This is a genomic window from Pseudomonadota bacterium (assembly GCA_034660915.1).
In the GTDB taxonomy this organism is placed as follows: domain Bacteria; phylum Desulfobacterota; class Anaeroferrophillalia; order Anaeroferrophillales; family Anaeroferrophillaceae; genus DQWO01.
The window spans coordinates 1-20,073 of the sequence record JAYEKE010000102.1 but is presented as its reverse complement, the minus strand read 5'-3'; the positions used below and the strand labels follow the sequence as shown (position 1 = coordinate 20,073).

Here is a 20,073-nt window from a genome sequence, read left to right as displayed (position 1 = left end):
TGTTTACTGTTCCTTTCCGTCTTTTTCCCTGCTGGCTACCACATGATCCAGAATGACTTCAGCAACCTGCTCCTTGGACATCTGGGGGAAGTCATGGATGGCCCCGTTACGTTCAATGATTTTGATGATGTTGGTGTCACAGCAGAAGCCGGCCCCGCAGGCAGTCACATCATTAGCCACAATCATGTCCAGGTTCTTGCGCTTCATTTTCCCCTGGGCATTGTCAATCAGATCATCAGTTTCGGCGGCGAAACCCAGCAGGAAGCGGTTGCCTTTAATTTTTCCGAGGCCGGCAAGAATGTCAGGGTTTGCTTCCAGATCCAGGCAGTGAGCTCCCAGGCGTTTAATCTTTTTCTCGCTTTTTTCTGCCGGCCGGAAATCGGCTACGGCGGCAGCCATGATAATCATGGTCGCATCATCAAGGTGTTCATGGATGATTTGTTCCATTTCCAGGGCAGTGGTGCAGTGGATTGTCGGCAGCCGGCAAGGGGGCGGCAGACAGCTGGGACCGGAGATTAAAGTGACCTCAGCCCTCCGGCGACGGGCAACCATGGCCAGATTATAGCCCATTTTCCCTGATGAACGATTAGTGATGCAGCGAACCGGATCAATGGCTTCTTCGGTGGGGCCGGCGGTAATCAGTATTTTTTCGCCGGCCAGGTCATTGGGGCTGAGTAGAGTTTTGATATCTTCCATGATCTCATCCACATCGGCCAGCTTCCCCCGGCCGATGGTTCCACAAGCCAGTTCTCCCTCCGCGGGCTCCATGAAATGGTAATCCATGGATTTCAGCCGGGTGATATTGGTCTGGACTACCGGGCTGGCCCACATGTTGGTGTTCATCGCCGGAGCAAAAAGTACCGGCACCCGGGTGGCCATGACCATGGTGGTGAGAAAATCATCGGCAATTCCGTTGGCGATTTTACCGATGATATTGGCGGTGGCCGGGGCGATAACCAGTAGATCCGCCCGGTCTGCCAGCGAGATATGACCAATTTCTGAAGAGGCGAACAGACTGAATATCTCCGTGGTTACCGGGTTTCCAGAGAGGGTCTGGAAAGTTAGAGGAGTAACAAAATTCTGAGCGCTTTTAGTCATGATTACATGGACGTTAGCACCTTCTTTACTCAGTTCCCGGAGTAATAATACTGATTTGTAGGCGGCGATACCCCCGGTAACCCCTAATAGTACTTCTTTACCTTGCAGCATGTTTATTTTCCTGAAATATTATGTGAGTTATAGTTCTGTTTCAAATGCTGTTTTATCTATAGTAGGCATACAAGACCAGAGATCGGCATTTCTGTCAAGTATTTTATGGTTATTTTTTCACATAGTTCCGTGGGTCCAGGGCATCGCGTATCCCTTCTCCCAGAAGGTTATAACCCAGGACCGTTATCAGAATGGCCATCCCCGGGAACAGGGAAAGCCACCAGGCATATTCCAGGTTGTCTTTGCCGGCGGTGAGCATATTGCCCCAGCTGGGAGTCGGCGGCTGGACCCCGATGCCGAGAAAACTCAAGGCGGATTCGGTGAGGATGGCACCGGCAACCCCCAGGGTGGCGGAAACCAGGACCGGGCTCATGGCATTGGGGATGATATGTTTGGTAATGATCCTCATATTGCTGGCCCCCTGGCTTCGGGCTGCCTGGATAAATTCCCGCTCCCTGATGGTGAGGATTTCCGCCCTGATCAGCCGGGCGACCCCCATCCAGCTGGTGAAGCCGATGACTGCCATGATGTTCCAGATGCTTGGTTCTAGGACGGCAATGACGGTTAAAATGAGAAAAAATGAGGGAAAACAAAGCATCAGGTCGACGGCTCTCATGATCAGGGTGTCAATTATGCCGCCGTAATAACCTGAAATAGTGCCCAGGATAGTGCCAATCAGGGTGGCGATGCCGACAGCCACAAAACCTACCTTGAGGGAAATGCGGGCACCCCAGATCATCCGGCTTAAGATATCACGTCCCAGCTGGTCGGTACCCAGCAGGTGGCTGCTTCCCGGGGGCATCAAAATGTTTTTCAGGTCAATGGCATTGGGATCGCAGGGGGCAATGACCGGGGCGAGTAAAGAGACGGCAAAGAGCAGGGTGACCACTGTCAGACCGGCAACCGCCAGTTTATTGTGCAGCAGTCGCTGATTGAAGGTCGGAGAACGTCTGGCATTATTATTATCAGTCATGATCTCCAACCCGGATACGCGGATCAACCAGCGCGTAAGAGATGTCGGCCAGCAGGTTGCCCACCAGGGTCAGGGAGGCGCCGATCAGCAGGGTTCCCATGATCAGGGGGTAGTCACGGGCCATAACGGCGCCGTAAAACATCTGTCCCATGCCTGGAATGGCAAAAATAGTTTCAAAAATGACACTGCCGCCGATCAATCCTGGCAGGGAAAAACCGAGAATGGTAATAATCGGCATCAGGGCGTTACGCAGGGCATGTTTGCCGATGACCTTGATTTCTTTTAATCCCTTGGCCCGGGCAGTGGTGATGTAATCCTGGCGGATTACCTCCAGCATGTTGCTGCGCATATAACGGGAAAGACCGGCCAGACCGCCGAAGGCTGAAACCAGCACCGGCAGCAGCAGGTGACGGGCCCGGTCACCGAGCATGGGCCAGAAGCCGGCATGGGTGAACTGTGATGATTCTAATCCGGAGATGGGCAGCCAGCCCAGGTGGACGCCGAAAAGAATCATCAGCAGCAGGGCCAGCCAGAAAGTGGGAGTGGCAAAGCCGATGAAGACAAAAATAGTAAGTATCCGATCTATGAGAGAATTCTGGTGGACGGCGGAATAGATGCCGATGGGAATGGCAACAATAATAATTAGCAGCAATGAAAGGGCGTTGATAGTCAGGGTAATGGGGATGCGTTCACGGATTTTATCCCATACCAGCCGGTTATCCTGGGCGAAAGAATATCCCAGATCCAGGCGGACTACTCGTTTCAGCCAGTTGACGTAACGGACCGGCAGTGGCTGGTTGAGGCCGTAATGGCTGCGCAATCGTTCACGCACTTCGGCGGTGGCTTTGGGATTGAGGTTGGTGAGCACATCGATGGGTTCACCCGGTGCCAGGTTCATCACCAGGAAGGATATCATGGTAATGCCCAGAAGCATCGGGATCATCAGGGCGAATCTTTTGCCGATAAAAGTCATCATGGGAAAAACCGTAGTTATTGGGTATACTTCTGCAGGGTCTGGGGGACATGCCACTTGATGAAATTGTAGGAAATACCGGCCGGTGCCGGCTTGATACCGTGAAAACGGGCGGCGATAATCGGCAGGGATTCCGGCACGTACAAAAAAGTGTAGGGCTGCTCTTCGGCCAGGATTTCCTGGAAACGGTCATAATATTTCCGGCGTTCTTCCCGGGCGAAAGTGTGGCGGCCCTTTTCCAGCAGCCGGTCAACCTCAGGGTTTTTATAACTGATGAAGTTCAGTTCCTTGGGACCGGTTTTCGCGGAATGCCAGATGTCATACATGTCCGGGTCTTGACCGGTGGTCCAGCCGAGGATAACGGCTTCAAACTTTTTCTTGTCGATAAATTCATTGATGAAGGCCGACCACTCGATGATCCTGATTTTCATCTTGATGCCGATTTCCTCCAGGCGGCGCTGGATAATCACCGCTGTTTTGGCCCGCAAGGAGTTGCCCTGGTTGGTCATGACCGTAAAGATAAATGGGTGGCCATCCTTGTCCAGCAGCCCGTCACCGTCACGGTCCTGCCAGCCGACTTCCTGCAGCAGTTGTTTTGCTTTTTCGGGGTTGTAGGGATATTTTCTGGTCGGTTGGTGGTAAAACCAGGTGTCCGGTTTGTAGGGTCCGGTGGCAACGCGACCGTAACCCAGCAGGACGCCGTCAATGAGCTCCTGTTTGTTAATGGCAAAGCTTAATGCCTGGCGCACCCGCCGGTCTTGAAATAAGGGATTTTTGAGGTTGTAACCCAAGTAGGTGTAAGCGAATGATAAGTAACGATATTTATTGAATTTTCCCTTGAATTTTTTGCCGGCTGTCTGACGGTCATATTGAATCGGAGTCAGGCCCATCCAATCCAGGTTGCCGGCTTTCAGTTCCAGAAACATGGTGGCTGAATCGGGAATGATCCGGTAGCGGTAGCGTTCAATATAGGGTTGACCTTCAAAATAATCCTGGTTAGCGGTCAACTCAATTTTTTCACCGCCCTTCCACTGGCTGAATTTATAAGGGCCGGTTCCTATTGGATCTCGTGACAGGGGACTTTTGGTGATATCCCGGCCCTCCAGCAGGTGCTTGGGCAGGATGGAGAGCCCCCAGCTGGCCAGAGCCGGGGCGAAAGGTTTTTCATAAACTACCTGGAAGGTGTGGGTGTCAATAATCTTTGCTTCCTTGACCTGCTCGAAGTCACCGGCGTAGGCGGTGGGGGTCTTGGGATCAATGATCAACCGGTAGGTAAACATGACATCATCGGCGGTGAATGGGGCTCCATCATGCCATTTTACCCCGTGACGCAGATGAAAGGTGATGGTCAGACCGTCAGTGGAAATTTCCCATGATTTTGCCAGTTCACCTTCCAGCTTGAGATTTTTATCATAGCGGACCAAGCCGTTATAAATCAGGCCGGCTACCTGGTGCGAGGGCGAGTCGGATGCCAGCAGCGGAATCAGGTTGCTGGCGTCGCCGATGGAACCGACGACGATGGTATCACCATGGACTGGTGTAAGTTTATCAACGGATTTCTGCTCCAACTCATTGTTTTTAATGATTTTCTGGCTGTCATCTGGTGACGATGACTGCCCGCAGGCGACCAGCAGAATCAGGGAAAGGATAGAAATCAGAATGGATGCTGCTTTTTTATTCATGGATTACCATTATCAAGGCCGTACCAAGCATTTCGGACAAAAAAGTTTCAGATAAGCAGATGGTATGCTATCGTTTTCCGGATGAAGACAATTAGTAGCCTAATCCAGCGAGCAAGACAAGTAAAATATAGTTGATGTCTCCATGCCTCCTTGATTATTTATCCGGCTTCAATTATATAGTTTTATCAGGAAATCAATATTTCCTGATAAATGCTTTCAGCAGTCAGCAATCAGCTGTCAGTGAAGCATTGGTTACATAACTGGTTGAGCTGAAAGTTGCATTTCCAGTTGGATAATATCGAGAAGAGATGATGGATTATCAAGGTCTGATTCCCTTTCTGGCGCCGCCGATGGTGGGGGCGGTGATCGGTTATTTTACCAATTACCTGGCCATCAGGATGCTATTCCGGCCGCTGGAACAAAAAAGGATCTTCACTATTCCCGTCCCCCTGACTCCCGGGATCATTCCCGCCAAGCGTAAAGAACTGGCTACCAATATTGGACGCATGATTGGGGATCATCTGCTGACCCGTGATGTTATTGTTTCCCGCCTCCAGCGCCGTGATTTTCAGGATGTCCTCTACCTGGCAATAGCCAGGCGTTTTCAGGCGATTTTTGAACGGGATATGGGTCCCCTTAACTCACTTCTTCCGGCAGAATTTCATCAAGATGTGGAACAGCTGGTGGATCGCAGTCGGCATTATCTTTATGGCCTGGTGGGCCAGCTGGTGGAAGATGAAGCCATTGATACGTTAATGGCTGATTTTTTGCGGCATTTGGGACAACAGGCATTTGCTGCCAACCTGTCCTCTGTAGTGACGGTGGAATCATATGCGGCTTTTCGGCTGCAATTGCGCGATGCCTTTGGTAAATGGCTGCAGTCAGCAGCAGTGCATGGTTGGCTGGAGCGGGAGTTTGACCATGGTTTTTCCCGCCTGCTCAGTTCGTCAAAACCTCTGGCCCGGGTTATTCCTGCCGATCTGCGGGATTTGCTGATCAGCCAGCTGCAGCAGGAGTTGCCCGGCCTGATGGATTCTTTGAGCCGGCTGCTTTATGATCCTAACATTCGCCGGCAGATTAAAGTGCGTATTCACCAGACCATTAATAGCTATATCAGCAAGATGGGATTCTGGAAAAAATTGCTGGCCGGCTGGGCCTTGCAGGAAGAGGTTTTAGCCCAAAAAATTGATGATCTGGTGGATGCTGCCGGTGAAGATGTGGCTGCCGCTATGCAACAACCCGAAGTGCAGAAAAAGGTGATGGAATTGATAACCGAGAGGCTGGACAAGTTTTTACAGATTCCGGTTAATGAGCTGGCGAAAAAAGTATCCTATCAGAAACTTGCGGGTATGAGCGATTATGTCAAGGGCAAATTGCTGGCCTTAGTAGCTCGCCAGGAAACTGCCGATCGCTGTTTTACCTTGTTTGAGCAGGTCTTGATGAGCATTAATAATATCCCCTTTTCCCGGCTGGCGGCGGCGGTTGGTCTTGGTGATCTGCCCGATGCGGTGACCAGACAGGCCAGGAATAAACTGCTGCTGGTGATGCGGTCCAAACAGATGAAAAGACAATTTACCAACCAGTTGCATGCAATGCTCAGCCGTTATTTTTATGAAGTACCCGTAGGCCGGATATCACTGAAAGTTCCTTACGAGTTATTGGAGCGGGGGATTGTTTTTACTCATCGGAGAGCCATCAATCTTATGGAAACTGAACTGCCTCACCTGACGGACTCTATTGATATTCCGGCGATGGTTGAAGAACGGATTAATGAGTTGCCGGTTTTACAGGTTGAGGCCCTGCTGATGGATATCATGAAGGAACATTTCACCTATATCAACATTTTTGGCGGGATACTGGGAGCCCTGATCGGCGGTTTCCAGGTATTGTTTATGTATTATTTTTATTGAGAGTGATGACGGCCGCTAAAAAACTTTATTTTTTCGTCAGGCCGCAATCTTTATAGATTCCCTTCACGGACTGCCAGCAAATTACTCTCAATTATTTCGTAGGTTCTGGCCGCTACCGGCCTGATGTCGCTGGGCCGGTTATACTCCGGGATTTCCAGTGGGGGATCAATTTTCAGGGTGATGGTTCCCGGGTGAATGCTGATTGAACCCTTGGGCTGCAATTTGTCCGTGCCGATAATGGTGATGGGCAGGATTGACAGTCCAAGCTGGGCGGCAAGAATAAATGCCCCTTTTTTGAATTCTCCCAGCAGCTTGTCACCTGTGGCCCGGGTCCCTTCGGCAAAAATAACCATAGTAATGCCAACTTCTTTCAGTTCTTTTCCCTTGATTTTCATGGCTTTAATGGCCTGGTTCCGGTTGCCCCGGTCAATGATAATGGTGTGGCTGCGTCTCAGCATCAGGCCAAACAGGGGAATCCTGGCCAGTTCCCGCTTGGCTACCATGCGGCAATTGAGGCCGCTGCCGGCAAGGACAGCATAGATATCAAGAAAACTTCGATGGTTGGCGATGATCATGTAATTCTTGCCTGGCTGGCAGTTTTCAGCCCCGATAACTTTTACCTTGATGCCACTGCCGCCTAGAACGGTTTTGCCCCAGTAGCGAGCGCAGAAGTTGACGCCTTTAACCCTCAAGGGTGGAATAAAGCTGCAGATAATGGCTGATGTTGTCCAAAATAAGGTTAGGATACCGACCAATATCGATGAATACAGCGCCAGCAAAAAATCTTTTAGTTTCTTCAAAATAATACCTCGATGAAAGATAGCAATTTCCTCCGGTTTATACGCGGTTATGCCGTTTTTTTGAAGAAAAAACTTGCATTTACCGAATAATAATGTTAAATGCGCAATATATTTTGGCTCGGATACACTGTTTTTTTTGAAGTGGGCTTAGGAGAGCCCGCTTTTTTTTTACTGAAATGACAGCCGGGATCTGGTTGATTTGTGTTCATCCGGAAATTATTAATTTCCAGATGGAAACTAATTTACATGCTGACAACGTTTTTATTGATTTGATGGGTGCTCCGCAGGACAGGATAGCTTCAATGCTGCTTACCGTTCGTTCTTACAGCGAAGAGCTGTTGGCATCGTTGGGCTTTGAACTGGTGGACATGGAATACCTGGCCTCGGATGACCGGGGCATCCTGCGACTGTATATAGACAGGCCTGCAGGCGGAGTCACCCTGGATGACTGTGTTATTGTCAGCCGTCAGCTGGGGGCGCTCCTGGATGTTGAGGATATTATTCCATTCCGCTATGCTTTGGAAGTTTCATCTCCAGGACTTAACCGGCCCTTGAAACGGCCGAAAGATTTTCTTGCGCATTGCGGTAAAAAGATTAAAATAAAAACCAGGATGCCGGTTGATGGGCGCCGGCGTTTTAGTGGTGTTCTGCAGGAGTACAGTGAAGCAGACGGTTCCATTGTTCTGGATACTGATACCGGTTGCTATACTCTGGATGTGGCTAATTTTGCCAAATGTAATCTGGTATATGAATTTCCTGAACCGGGTAAATGATCTGGCCGTATAATACGGTTATGGGTTTATGATGATGTTTCTTATTTTAAAGATAGAACAAATATGATGTAGGAGGCCGGGTGCATGTCTTCCAGTTTGAACTTTATTCTTGATCAGGTCGGTAAAGAAAAGGGGATCCCGAAAGAGATCCTGGTGGAAGCTATCGAGTCAGCGATGGTTACTGCTTCCCGGAAGAAACTTGGTCCAGGTCGGGATATTGAAGCCCAGTTTAATGAGGAAACAGGTGATATTGAACTTTTTGAATTTGTTGAAGTGGTTGAAAACCCGGAAAATTCCTATACCGAAATTTCCCTGGAGGAAGCGCGTGAATTTGATGCGGAAGCTGAATATGGAGATAGCCTGGGCTTGAAGTTGGATACTTCCGAGTTTGGTCGGATTGCTGCCCAGACGGCCAAACAGGTTATTATGCAAAAGATCAGGGAAGCTGAGCGGGAAAGCATTTTTGAAGAGTTTCATGAGCGGATTGGTGAAGTTATCAGCGGGACAGTCCAGCGAGTGGAACGTGGTAACCTGGTAATCAATCTGGGAAAGACCGAGGCTATATTGCCCCGTTCCGAGACCATTCCCCGGGAGAACTTTCGCCAGGGTGAGCGGGTTCGGGTTTATCTCCTGGATGTTAAAATGACCCTCAAGGGACCGCAGATTATCCTTTCCCGGACCCATCCGGGATTTTTGATCAAATTGTTTGAGACCGAAGTCCCGGAAATTTACGAGGGAATTATTACCATCCAGGGGGCATCCAGGGAACCGGGAATACGGGCAAAGGTTGCCGTTTATACCAATGATCATGATGTGGATCCTGTAGGTGCCTGTGTTGGGGTCCGTGGCTCCCGGGTTCAGAACGTAGTCCAGGAACTCAAAGGGGAGAAAATTGACATTATCCGTTGGAATCCCGATGAAGTCCGTTATGTCTGCAATTCCTTGTCCCCGGCCCAGATCAATAAAATTATTCTGGATGAAAACAACAGAGCTATGGAAATTATTGTTCCGGATGATCAGCTTTCACTGGCAATCGGCCGTCGGGGCATGAACGTTCGGCTGGCAAGTCGCCTGACCGGCTGGAAGCTGGATGTGAAATCCACTTCGCGGGTGGCGGATGATTTCGAACGAATCTTTGAAGCTTTGCATGAGGTGGAAGGTCTGGATAATGTTTCCATGGAGCTTCTGTATGATAATGGTTACCGGCAGCTGGAAGATATTGCCGCTGCCTCTCCTGATGAATTGGCGGAGATTATCGGTACTGAAGGTCCTGATGCTGAACAGTTGGTCTCCTGTGCTGCCGAAGCCATAGTAAAATTAAGGGCGAAAGCTGAACAGGCACGGGAGGAACAGGAAGAAGTCAGTGCGGCTGATGCGGAAGCCGGGTTGGAACCGACAGCTGCCGGTGAAGTTGCAGTGGATGATGATGTGGATGAGAAGACCTCAGATGCAGAGGTTTCTGTTGATGACATAACCAAGCTTCCGGCAGACGACGATGATACTGTTGATTGACCAATGACAGATCATGTGCCGTTACGGACCTGTATTGTTTGTCGACATCGGGCAGACAAATCAGAGTTTTTTCGTTTTGTTGCTGATGAAGCAGGATTTCTATTTTATGATACCAAAAGCAATAAGCCCGGTCGAGGTTTTTATCTCTGTCGAACAGGAAACTGCTTGGAAAGATACATCCGGATACCCAGGAAGTATTCGACTAAATTTCGGCTCAGGGAGATTGTTTCCGAGAGTATTAAACAACTTAAGGATCATGTTTGAGGGTGTTTTTAAGCGGATAAGATGTCAGGCGGTCAGGAAATTTATTGGTTCCATAGTTTGCTGTGTAGGGGGTGACAGGTTTTGATTTTAGGGGAACAAATAAAGCTGAAAGTTTATGAACTTTCCAGAGAATTGAATCTCAAGGATGCTGAGCTCTTGGATGTCCTTGCTAATCTTGACATTCCGGCGAATGGAAGATTCAGCTCTTTGAGTTATGATCAGGTTGAGAAAGTCAAAGTTTTTTGCCGTGAAAATCAGGGTCCCGGAATGCAGGAAAAGCGGCTTGGCTCCAGTATTGTTCGGCGTCGCCGCAAGAAGGTAAAACCGGTGGTGGAAGAGATTCCTGCGGTTGAGACTTCCCCTGAGATGAAAACTGAAGAAACACCTTCAGTGGAAGAAATTCCGGAAGTTACCGCTACTGTCGAACCGGAAGTTGAAGTTCCAGTGGCAGAAAAACCTGAAGCAGAGGTGGCGGCTGAGCCTGAAACAGAAGCATCAATGACCGTGGAGAGTGAAGTTACGGCAGAAACCGTCCCTCCGGTTGTAGAAGAGGAAATGCCGGCGGCTGTCGAAGAAAAGCCGTCGGTTAAGAAAGAGAAATCGGCAAAGGCTAAATCTCGTGGAGCTCGGGTGATCGGTAAGGTCGCGCTGAAAAAATTGGGTCGTCCAGCAAAAAAGGCACCTCAGGAGGAAGAAAAAGCTGGAACTGGAAAGGCCGCGGAAGATTCCAGTCAGCGGCCTGCAGCCGCCGGTCAGCCAGCTGTAACTCAACCTGAGCCCCCGGTTGAAGAAAAAAAAGCTGGTCGTAAGGGCAGGAAGAAAGGGTCATCGCCCGATGTTGACAAGGAAGAAGGTTCGCGTAAGAAAGGTTTTCATAAAAAATCGGTTATTAAAAATCTCGACTTGAGGGGAAATGAAGCCCCGCGTGGCCGTCGTGGAAAAGGGAAGAAAGCCAAAGCCCCCAGGAGGGGTGAACACAAAACAGAAATTACGACACCGAAAGAAATTAAGCGGGTAGTGAAAATAACCGAGGTGATTTCAGCCGGTGAATTGGCTAAGCGCTTGGGGGTCAAGTCTTCTGAAATTATCGGTAAATTAATGGAACTCGGGGTCATGGCGACCATTAATCAGATGATTGATATTGATACCGCAACAATTATTGCCGCTGAATATGGTCACTCGGTAGAAAATGTCGCCTTTGATGAAATAACCGTATTGGAAGAGACCCCGGATGCGGAAGAATCATTGCTCCCCCGCCCTCCTGTAGTCACGGTTATGGGCCATGTTGATCACGGTAAAACCTCCTTGTTGGATGCCATCCGTGAAGCCCGGGTGGTGGCTGGGGAGGCCGGTGGAATTACTCAGCATATTGGTGCCTATTCCGTGGCCTTGCCGAAAGGAACCATTTCTTTTATTGATACTCCCGGTCATGAAGCTTTTACTACCATGCGTTCCCGTGGTGCCGGCATTACCGATATCGTCATTCTGGTGGTAGCCGCTGATGACGGGGTTATGCCGCAGACGATAGAATCTATTAATCATGCCCGGGCGGCTGAAGTTCCTGTCATTGTTGCGGTTAATAAAATAGATAAGCCGGGTGCTCGTCCTGATGAAGTGAAGCGGCAATTAAGCGAACATGGGGTAGTTGCGGAAGATTGGGGTGGCGATACGATTTTTGTCGAGGTCTCAGCTAAAAAACGCACTAATATTGATACGTTGCTGGAAATGGTTCTGCTTCAGTCCGAGATGATGGAAGTTAAGGCCAACCCGGATAAACCCGGAAAAGGGATTATTATTGAGTCCCGGTTGGACCGGGGCAAGGGACCGCTGGCTACGGTACTGGTGCGGGAAGGAACGGTTAAACCGGGAGACTTTGTGGTTGCCGGTCTCTATAATGGCCGGGTCAGGGCTTTGATTGATGATCATGGGGAATCGGTTGAAAGTGCTGGGCCCTCGATGCCGGTGGAGATCCTGGGTCTTTCCGGAGTCCCGGCTGCCGGTGATGATTTTAATGTGGTGAAATCGGAAAAGAGGGCCAAGGAGCTGTCCGACTACCGTCAGCACCAATTCCGGGAAAGGGAGATTTCCACTACCAGTAAGATTTCCCTTGAAGATCTTTTTGATCAGATTCAGGAAGGTGAAGTAGAAAAGCTGAATATTATTGTCAAGGCCGATGTCCATGGTTCTGCCGAGGCTGTGACTGAAGCGCTTAAAAAAATATCCACTGAAAAAGTGAAGGTTGACGTTATTCATCTGGCGGTTGGCGGGATCAAGGAAGCGGATATCATGCTCGCTTCTGCTTCCAGGGCTATTATCATCGGTTTTAACGTCCGCCCTGATATTAAAGCCCAGAACCTGGCGGAAGAAGAGCATGTGGATATCAAGCTGTATTCCATCATTTATAATTTAATTGATGACGTGAAGAAAGCCATGGTTGGCTTGCTGCAGCCGGAGATCAAGGAAGTTTATCTTGGACGGGCTGAGGTTAAAGAGGCCTTTGCGGTCAGTAAAGTTGGTACCATTGCTGGTTGTCGGGTGATAGATGGTAAGGTCAGTCGTAATGCCGGGGTACGATTGCTGCGGGATAATGCGGTAATATATGAAGGGAAAATCAGCTCTTTGAAGCGATTTAAGGATGATGTCAAGGAAGTCTCGACCGGTTTTGAATGCGGCATCGGGATTGAAAAATATAATGATGTGAAACCTGGTGATGTGATCGAAGTCTTTACAACTAAAGAGGTGGCGGCCACCCTTTAATGGTGGTTGTGGTTGGTCATGCATGTAGGGGTTTGTCAGGTTCAACTGTTTCTGCCCGAAAATCATTCCCTGAAGGATAAAAGTCGGGTGCTGAAATCTTTAATCAAGCGGCTGCAGAATAAATTTAATCTTTCAGTGGCAGAAACAGGTTGCCAGGATAACTGGCAGCAGGCGGTATTGGCTTTTTCCGTCCTCAGTAGTAATCACGCATTGGTTAATCGGATTTTGGATAAAATCCTCGATTTTATCGAATCTACGGGAATTATGGTCGGAGATTCTTCTCTGGAGATTATGACTTTTTCTGATTCATTCCCGGAACGTTAATGATTCCTGAATTAAGCGCTTAGCAATCGTTAATATTCGACTTTGTCTATAGATTGGCAAATTTTTCTTATTTCTCACAGAGCTTGCTATATTGTAGTAAGCCTTGCATAAAAAATAAAAAGGGAGGGCGGGGGAAATTGGAAGCGGGGTCACCGGGATTGGGGACATTCTTGAGTTTCGCGTTAAAAGCAAATTCAAGCTGTTCCTCCACTGGGCGAGCGATAGTCAAGAGTGTCCCCCCGCGAAGCACGGCGAAGCAAACGTGCAAACCAGTACGGACCGCAGGCGAAGGAAGGCGGGAAAGTGAATTATCACAAATTCGGGACCCAGGACAAAAAAATTTCACCACGAAGCACACGAAGGACACGAAGAAATGAAATTTGATGATCTGTCCCATTCTGTTATTGGTTGTGCTTTGGAGGTTCATAGCCATTGAAAATAAGCTGATTGTTGAATTGAAAAGTGTCGAAGAATTAAAAGGTATGTTCTTTAATTCTCTTCGTGCTCTTCGTGTGCTTCGTGGTCAAATGCTTTTACTGTTTATTCTGCTGGGGGTAGTTTTTGCTGCGCACAGCGGGTTACAGCGTGAAAATGTTTACCTTCTCATTAGCATAAGGCCTTGTTTTCCCATAGCTAAACGCTAACAGCTGATAGCTTAACTTAGGCAATTTTCTGGTGCACGTTTTATGCGAAATCAGACCAAGCGATGTCGTCGGGTTGCTGATTCCTTGAGAAAAGAGATATCTTCCATGTTGTCGCTGCAGGAAGTTAAAGACCCACGGATATCTTTTGTCACCATTATTGATGTGGCGGTCAGTCCTGATCTGCACATGGCCGAGGTGTATTATACCGTGCATGGCTCCGGTGATGAAAAAGAGGAAACCCTGAGAGGATTGCAGAGCTCTGCCGGTTTCATCCGTCGTGAGTTGGGAAAACGACTTCATTTGAAGCGGATTCCCGAGTTGAATTTTCGTTATGATGAAACCATAGATCATGGTTTTCATATTGACAAGTTGTTGGCGGATCTGGATGACTGAGAGTATCGATGTGACTCCGCGTCAGCGTAATTTTTTGTCTCGCGCCCGTTCGCTTCACTCACTCAAGACGCAAAGGCGCAATGAAAAACGACAGACGATATAGCAAATTGAACTCTTCGCGGTCTTTGCGGCTTAGCGCGAGAATTAAAAAAAATTGACGGATATTAGGTCCAAGAATTTGCTAATTTATAAACAAATGAATGCTTACTATTAGCAATAAAATCTAAAGGAGTGAGGGGTTTGCAATAGTAAACACCGTGTAATTATTGAACTAACAGCTAATGGCTAAAAGCTAGCCGCTTAATCCAGGGATATAAATGATGGCAGTTGACATCAAGCAAATTGAACAAATGATCGGTGCCTGTTCCGCGGCGCAAACGGTTCTTATTGCCACCCATGTAAATCCCGATGGCGATGCTATCGGCTCATCCCTGGCTCTGGCTGAGACACTGGAAAAGCTGGGGAAAAGGGTGGTTTTGTATGACCGTGATCCGGTTCCGTACATGTTTGCTTTTCTGCCCCTGGCGGATAATTTTGTTTCCCGGATACCGGAAGATGAAATATTTGATCTCCTGCTGCTGCTCGACTGCAGTGAGTTGAGCCGTACAGGCAATGTTCTGCCCGAGTTTACCGGTTATCGGCAGATGGGCTGTATTGATCATCATGTAACCAATGATTCTTTTGCCCAGGTGAACCTGATTGATGCAAAGGCCAGTGCTACGGCTGAACTGGTGTACGAGATGATTTTCCGGATGGATCCTGATTATTCCCGGGAGGTGGCTATAAACCTTTATGCCGGGATCATCACCGATACCGGTTCCTTTCATTATGCCAACTCCACCCCCCGATCTTTTGCTATTGCCGGGGAATTGGTCAATCGTGGTGTTGACCCGTGGATGGTGGCCCAGCAGGTTTATGAAAGTGAGCCTGTGAGTCGACTGCAACTTTTGGGCTCTGTACTGCAGACGTTGCGGATTGCTCCGGATGGGAAGGCCGCCTGTGTTACGGTTACCCAGGAGATGTATGCGCGGACGGGTACCAATGCCGAGCATACGGATCGCCTGGTCAATTATCCCCGTTCCATTGCCGGGGTTGAAGTGGCTTTTCTCCTGCGTCAGGATGCGGAAAAATCATATAAATTGAGCTTTCGCTCCCGGGGTAAAGTAGATGTAGCTTCGCTGGCTCAGGAATTTGGCGGTGGCGGACATAAAAATGCGGCCGGTTGCTACCTGACCGGAACGGCTGATGAAATAATCCAGCTGGTTTTTCGAAAAATTGATTTTTTGCTCAATGTCAGCGGTTCTGATGCTGTTTCCCTGATTGCCGGGGCGAATAGTTGATGGATGGTTTTATTACTATAGATAAACCGGCTGATCTGACTTCCCAGGCTGTTGTTGCCCGGGTAAAGCGAATTTTGGGCTGTCACAAAGCCGGGCATACGGGAACCCTCGATCCATTGGCAACCGGGGTTTTGCCGGTAGCGCTGGGAAAGGCTACCAGACTGATTCCCTACCTGGACGAGTCGGTTAAGGTTTACTCAGGTGAACTGTGCCTTGGGGTCGAGACTGATACATATGATTGCCAGGGGACAATCCGTCGTCAGTTTACGGGGAACATGAGTTTTTCCCCACTGGACCTGGAAACGGTGTTAGCTGATTTTACCGGTACCATCAGCCAGGTTCCTCCCATCTTTTCAGCTTTGAAATATAAAGGAAAACCACTGTATGCCCTGGCCCGCAGTGGGAACCCGGTGATTCCACCACCGCGACAAATAACAGTTTGCTCTTTCGAGTTGCTTTCACTGAAATTACCGAAAGCTACCTTTCGGGTCTGTTGTTCCCGTGGTACTTATGTCCGTTCTTTAGTGCATGATATTGGTCTGCGGTTGGGCTGCGGTGCTATGCTGACCCGTTTGGTTCGGGAACAGAGCGGCCCTTTTCTGTTGGCGGATGCGGTTGGATTGGAGCAACTGAAAACGGCGGCTGGTCAAAGTGACTTTTCCGCAGTTATTTCCATGGCAAAAGTTTTGTCCAGGATGCCGGCGCTGACTATTGAGGATGAGGAATTGATAGCCCTGATCAAAACGGGGTCGGCGCTGCCGGAGGAGCTGATGACGCAATCGTTGACCCATCCACCAGGGACTGAATACAAACTTATAGATTCGGTTGGCAATCTGCTGGCGATTGCCTGTCTGGTATTGGAAAACCGTTACTGTTGGTTGCAGATGAAAAGGGTGTTTTTGCAATAAAATCTTTACATTCAGGGATTTCTGTGATATTCGCAGGTAATGATTTTTGAGGCTTTAGGCCTGTGTCTGATTATTTGTGGGAGGAATAGATTCAATGGCTTTAGAAACTGAAAAGAAGAAAACCGTAATCGAAAAATTTCAAATGCACGACAGCGATACCGGCTCGCCGGAAGTCCAGATTGCGTTGTTAAGTGAACGGATAATCTATTTAACCGAGCACTTTAAAACCCATAAAAAAGACTTTCATTCACGTCGGGGACTTTTGAAACTGGTTGGCCAGCGCCGTCGGTTGCTTGACTATCTGAAGAAAAAGGAATTTCAACGTTATAAAACCGTGATCAGTACCCTGGGATTGCGTCGGTAAATGACCAGCTGTAATTTCAGCTGTGAGCTGCCGATCCCGGGACTGCTTATAAATGCAGAACTAATAGACGAATAGGAAAATACATGAAGCGTTATTGTAAACTGGAAGTTGAAGAAAGTAATATTGTCCTGGAAACAGGGAAATTAGCCAAACAGGCTGGTGGTTCGGTAGTGGTTCGCTCGGGTGATACCATGGTTCTGGTGACTGCTGTTGCCGACCGAAAAGGGCGGGAGGGGATAGATTTTTTCCCGCTTACTGTTGATTATCGTGAAAAGACTTATGCTGCCGGCAAAATCCCCGGTGGTTTTTTTAAGCGGGAAGGTCGTCCTACGGATCGTGAGACCCTGACCTCCAGGCTCATCGACAGACCTATCCGGCCATTATTTCCCAAAGGCTTTACTTGTGAAACCCAGGTAATTGCCACGGTTATTTCAGTAGATGGAAAACATGATGCCGCCATCCTGGCCTTGACCGGAGCCTCTGCGGCATTGATGATATCCGATATCCCCTTTACCGGCCCCATTGCCGGGGTCCGTGTTGGTCGTATTGATGGGAAGTTGGTGAGCAATCCACTTCAGGACGAAATGGAGAACAGTGACCTTGATATAGTTATGGCCTGCAGTTATGAGGCTGTGGTCATGGTTGAGGGTGGTGCCCGGGAATTGCCGGAAGATGTTATTATTGAGGCCCTTAAGTTTGGTCACCAGGCGGCGCAGCCCCTGCTGCAGGCTCAGGAAGAGATGGCCAAACAGGTTGGTAAACAAAAGCGGGTTGTTGTTGCTCCTCAGCTTGATGAACAGCTGACTGCCGTGGTGGTGGAAGAGTATGGTTCACGCTTTGATGAAGGTCTGGCTATCAGTGACAAACTGGAAAGGCGGGATTATTTCAGTGACTTGAAAGCTGAAATTGCCGTGCAGCTGGAAAACCATGATATTCAGGTGAATGATCTCGGCGAAGTATTTGAAAACCAGTTGTCAACCGCTATCCGGCAGCAGATTTATCAGCAAAAAGTTCGGATCGGGGGGCGCGCAGTTGATGAAGTCAGGCAGATATCCTGCGAGGTTGGTCTGTTGCCCCGGGTTCATGGCTCTGCTCTGTTTACCAGAGGTGAAACCCAGGCCCTGGTTACCGGTACCTTAGGGACTTCATCGGATGAACAGCGGATTGATTCCCTGCTTGGGGAAAGTTTTAAACGGTTTATGTTGCATTATAATTTTCCTCCTTTCAGTGTTGGCGAAGCGCGTTTCCTTCGGGGACCGGGACGGCGTGAAATTGGTCATGGACTTCTGGCTGAACGGGCTCTGACCCCGGTTCTGCCCAGTGATGAAGAGTTTCCCTATACGATCCGGGTGGTTTCAGATATCCTTGAGTCCAATGGTTCATCTTCAATGGCCACGGTTTGTGGTGGTTCGCTGGCCTTGATGGATGGAGGTGTGCCCCTGAAAGCCCCGGTAGCCGGAATTGCCATGGGACTAGTTAAGGAGGGGGATGATTTTATCGTGCTTAGCGATATCCTGGGTGATGAAGATCACGTCGGTGATATGGATTTCAAGGTGGCCGGAACCCGGGAAGGCATTACTGCTATCCAGATGGATATCAAAATTACCGGGATCAGCCAGGAAATTATGAAGAAAGCCCTGGATCAGGCCCGGGAAGGTCGGTTCACCATTCTGGGGATTATGGAAAAATGTCTGGCTGAATCACGGGAAGAAATTTCCACCTATGCTCCCAGGATTATTACTGTTACTGTTCACCAGGATAAAATTCGTGACGTGATTGGGCCGGGCGGGAAAAATATCCGGGCCATTGTTGAAAAAACCGGGGCTAAGATTGATATTGAGGACAGCGGTGAAATAAAAATTGCCTCTGCAGATGAAGATGCTGCCGATATGGCTATTGCCATGATTCGCGACTTGACCCAGGAAGCCGAAGTTGGGAAAATATACCTGGGTAAAGTACAGAAAATCATGGATTTTGGTGCCTTTGTGGAAATATTTCCCGGCACTGATGGCTTGGTACACATATCGCAGCTTGCCCATGAACGGGTTCGCAATGTCAGGGATGTTCTGAAGGAGGGCGATGAGGTTTTGGTGAAAGTTCTGGAAGTTGATCGCCAGGGGAAAATTAAGCTTTCCCGCAAGGATGCCCTTGATGAAAAGAAAGACAAGTAGATCTTGTCACTTATTTTACCAGTGTTGTTCTAGTAATAAGGCGGGTTTGACCCGCCTTATTTTTTTGAGGTCTCTTGATTTAATGTCTCGACTCTATTGAATTCAATGACTATTGCATGAATTTCATAATGTTGTGACTTTACAAATTTTGGGACGAGGATTATATTATTGGTTAATCATTAAACTAACTGCTAAAGGCTAAAGGCTAAAGGCTAATTGCTTAATTGAGGGTTCAGTTTGATTCCTGGTGGCTGAGATAGTTTTGGAAAGGAAGATATTGTGGCTGGAAAAGATTATTATGCTGTTCTCGGGGTGGGTAAAAAAGCTTCTGAAGAAGAGATTAAAAAGGCATTTCGAAAATTGGCCCGTAAGTATCACCCCGATATGAATCCGGATAATGCCGCTGCCGAAAAGAAGTTTAAAGAGATTAGTGAGGCCTATGAAGTCCTCAGTGATGCAAAAAAACGAAAAGAATATGATACCTATGGGGAAACCTTTCAGCAGCCGGGAGGGGGATTCCATGGCCACCCCGGCGCTGGAGCTTACGGTTTTGATTTGAATGATCTTTTTGGCGGTGGAATGGGAGGAGGCAGGAGCAGGAGTAAGACGTTTACTTCTGGAGGTGATCCTGCTGATATATTCGCGGATCTTTTCGGCAGTTCCGGTGGATTTCAACAGCAGGCGAGACCGCGAAAAGGTGAGGATATTTCTTACGCGGTTGAAATTTCCTTTGCTGAAGCGGTTCAGGGAACGGAATTGCGGTTGCAGATTAACCATCGGAAGGTAACGGTGAGGATTCCGCCTGGAACCAATAATAATTCAAAACTGCGGGTTAAAGGGAAAGGTCAACCGGGGGCTCATGGAGGTCCGGCCGGCGATCTGCTGCTGCAGGTGAAAGTTCAGGTGGATGAAACTTTCACCATGAAAGGTCATAATCTTCACTGTACGGTAAGTATTCCGCTGACCACGGCTATTCTTGGTGGTCGGGTTGACGTGCCGACCTTTGCTGGCAAAGCGATGCTGACTCTGCCTCCCGGAACTCAGCCTGGTCAGAAATTTCGTTTGCAGGCTAAAGG

General features: G+C 48.7%; 17 protein-coding genes. 12 read left to right on the top strand and 5 right to left on the bottom strand.

Annotated elements, in window-relative coordinates; translation table 11 throughout:
• Positions 1–3 precede the first annotated feature (3 nt).
• From coaBC to U9P07_06220, 4 genes are all read right to left on the bottom strand, one after another.
• On the bottom strand, positions 4–1,209 hold the full coding sequence (gene coaBC, locus U9P07_06235) for a bifunctional phosphopantothenoylcysteine decarboxylase/phosphopantothenate--cysteine ligase CoaBC (protein MEA2109001.1): 1,206 nt from the start codon (positions 1,207–1,209) through the stop codon (positions 4–6).
• 109 nt (positions 1,210–1,318) lie between these two features.
• Positions 1,319–2,182 carry an oligopeptide ABC transporter permease gene (gene opp4C / locus U9P07_06230; protein ID MEA2109000.1) on the bottom strand — a complete coding sequence of 288 codons (864 nt, stop codon included), beginning with the start codon at positions 2,180–2,182 and terminating at the stop codon, positions 1,319–1,321.
• On the bottom strand, positions 2,175–3,158 hold the full coding sequence (locus U9P07_06225; protein ID MEA2108999.1) for an ABC transporter permease: 984 nt from the start codon (positions 3,156–3,158) through the stop codon (positions 2,175–2,177). Before U9P07_06225 ends, opp4C begins: the two co-directional genes overlap by 8 nt.
• 14 nt (positions 3,159–3,172) lie before the next feature.
• Positions 3,173–4,837, bottom strand: a complete 1,665-nt coding sequence (locus U9P07_06220; GenBank protein MEA2108998.1) for a peptide-binding protein — start codon at positions 4,835–4,837, stop codon at positions 3,173–3,175.
• 308 nt (positions 4,838–5,145) lie between these two features.
• Between U9P07_06220 and U9P07_06215 the strand changes: the two genes are divergently transcribed.
• Positions 5,146–6,747 carry a DUF445 family protein gene (locus U9P07_06215; GenBank protein ID MEA2108997.1) on the top strand — a complete coding sequence of 534 codons (1,602 nt, stop codon included), beginning with the start codon at positions 5,146–5,148 and terminating at the stop codon, positions 6,745–6,747.
• Positions 6,748–6,797: 50 nt separating this feature from the next.
• On the opposite strand, the gene U9P07_06210 is transcribed toward U9P07_06215, so the two are convergent.
• Entirely contained in the window at positions 6,798–7,547 is a 750-nt protein-coding gene (locus tag U9P07_06210) for a lysophospholipid acyltransferase family protein (protein ID MEA2108996.1), read from the bottom strand.
• Between the two features lie 230 nt (positions 7,548–7,777).
• Between U9P07_06210 and rimP the strand changes: the two genes are divergently transcribed.
• From rimP to U9P07_06155, 11 genes are all read left to right on the top strand, one after another.
• Positions 7,778–8,320, top strand: a complete 543-nt coding sequence (rimP, locus tag U9P07_06205; protein MEA2108995.1) for a ribosome maturation factor RimP — start codon at positions 7,778–7,780, stop codon at positions 8,318–8,320.
• A gap of 84 nt (positions 8,321–8,404) precedes the next feature.
• A complete protein-coding gene (gene nusA / locus U9P07_06200) occupies positions 8,405–9,832 on the top strand; it encodes a transcription termination factor NusA (protein MEA2108994.1) in 1,428 nt (475 codons plus the stop codon).
• A 345-nt stretch (positions 9,833–10,177) separates the two neighbouring features.
• Positions 10,178–12,853, top strand: a complete 2,676-nt coding sequence (gene infB, locus U9P07_06195) for a translation initiation factor IF-2 (protein ID MEA2108993.1) — start codon at positions 10,178–10,180, stop codon at positions 12,851–12,853.
• An 18-nt stretch (positions 12,854–12,871) separates the two neighbouring features.
• Positions 12,872–13,177: a DUF503 domain-containing protein gene (locus U9P07_06190; GenBank protein MEA2108992.1), complete on the top strand. Its 306-nt coding sequence runs from the start codon at positions 12,872–12,874 to the stop codon at positions 13,175–13,177.
• A 383-nt stretch (positions 13,178–13,560) separates the two neighbouring features.
• A complete protein-coding gene (locus tag U9P07_06185) occupies positions 13,561–13,821 on the top strand; it encodes a hypothetical protein (GenBank protein ID MEA2108991.1) in 261 nt (86 codons plus the stop codon).
• Positions 13,822–13,863: 42 nt separating this feature from the next.
• Positions 13,864–14,214 (top strand): 30S ribosome-binding factor RbfA, encoded by a 351-nt coding sequence (gene rbfA / locus U9P07_06180; GenBank protein ID MEA2108990.1) that lies wholly within the window; start codon positions 13,864–13,866, stop codon positions 14,212–14,214.
• A 317-nt stretch (positions 14,215–14,531) separates the two neighbouring features.
• Complete coding sequence (locus U9P07_06175; GenBank protein ID MEA2108989.1) at positions 14,532–15,554, top strand: bifunctional oligoribonuclease/PAP phosphatase NrnA; 1,023 nt, start codon at positions 14,532–14,534, stop codon at positions 15,552–15,554.
• Positions 15,554–16,462, top strand: coding sequence for a tRNA pseudouridine(55) synthase TruB (gene truB, locus U9P07_06170; protein MEA2108988.1), 909 nt, complete (start codon positions 15,554–15,556; stop codon positions 16,460–16,462). Before U9P07_06175 ends, truB begins: the two co-directional genes overlap by 1 nt.
• A 94-nt stretch (positions 16,463–16,556) precedes the next feature.
• Complete coding sequence (gene rpsO / locus U9P07_06165) at positions 16,557–16,826, top strand: 30S ribosomal protein S15 (GenBank protein ID MEA2108987.1); 270 nt, start codon at positions 16,557–16,559, stop codon at positions 16,824–16,826.
• An 83-nt stretch (positions 16,827–16,909) separates the two neighbouring features.
• Positions 16,910–18,997: a polyribonucleotide nucleotidyltransferase gene (gene pnp, locus U9P07_06160; protein MEA2108986.1), complete on the top strand. Its 2,088-nt coding sequence runs from the start codon at positions 16,910–16,912 to the stop codon at positions 18,995–18,997.
• A gap of 279 nt (positions 18,998–19,276) precedes the next feature.
• Positions 19,277–20,073: J domain-containing protein (locus U9P07_06155; protein ID MEA2108985.1), on the top strand; the 797-nt coding region annotated here is incomplete at its 3' end.

Bases quoted from the DNA above. Each gene is read 5' to 3' on its own strand.
- coaBC (MEA2109001.1), bottom strand. From the start codon at position 1,209: ATGCTGCAAGGTAAAGAAGTACTATTAGGGGTTACCGGGGGTATCGCC.
- opp4C (MEA2109000.1), bottom strand. From the start codon at position 2,182: ATGACTGATAATAATAATGCCAGACGTTCTCCGACCTTCAATCAGCGA.
- U9P07_06225 (MEA2108999.1), bottom strand. From the start codon at position 3,158: ATGATGACTTTTATCGGCAAAAGATTCGCCCTGATGATCCCGATGCTT.
- U9P07_06220 (MEA2108998.1), bottom strand. From the start codon at position 4,837: ATGAATAAAAAAGCAGCATCCATTCTGATTTCTATCCTTTCCCTGATT.
- U9P07_06215 (MEA2108997.1), top strand. From the start codon at position 5,146: ATGATGGATTATCAAGGTCTGATTCCCTTTCTGGCGCCGCCGATGGTG.
- rimP (MEA2108995.1), top strand. From the start codon at position 7,778: ATGGAAACTAATTTACATGCTGACAACGTTTTTATTGATTTGATGGGT.
- nusA (MEA2108994.1), top strand. From the start codon at position 8,405: ATGTCTTCCAGTTTGAACTTTATTCTTGATCAGGTCGGTAAAGAAAAG.
- U9P07_06190 (MEA2108992.1), top strand. From the start codon at position 12,872: ATGCATGTAGGGGTTTGTCAGGTTCAACTGTTTCTGCCCGAAAATCAT.
- U9P07_06185 (MEA2108991.1), top strand. From the start codon at position 13,561: ATGATCTGTCCCATTCTGTTATTGGTTGTGCTTTGGAGGTTCATAGCC.
- rbfA (MEA2108990.1), top strand. From the start codon at position 13,864: ATGCGAAATCAGACCAAGCGATGTCGTCGGGTTGCTGATTCCTTGAGA.
- U9P07_06175 (MEA2108989.1), top strand. From the start codon at position 14,532: ATGATGGCAGTTGACATCAAGCAAATTGAACAAATGATCGGTGCCTGT.
- truB (MEA2108988.1), top strand. From the start codon at position 15,554: ATGGATGGTTTTATTACTATAGATAAACCGGCTGATCTGACTTCCCAG.
- rpsO (MEA2108987.1), top strand. From the start codon at position 16,557: ATGGCTTTAGAAACTGAAAAGAAGAAAACCGTAATCGAAAAATTTCAA.
- pnp (MEA2108986.1), top strand. From the start codon at position 16,910: ATGAAGCGTTATTGTAAACTGGAAGTTGAAGAAAGTAATATTGTCCTG.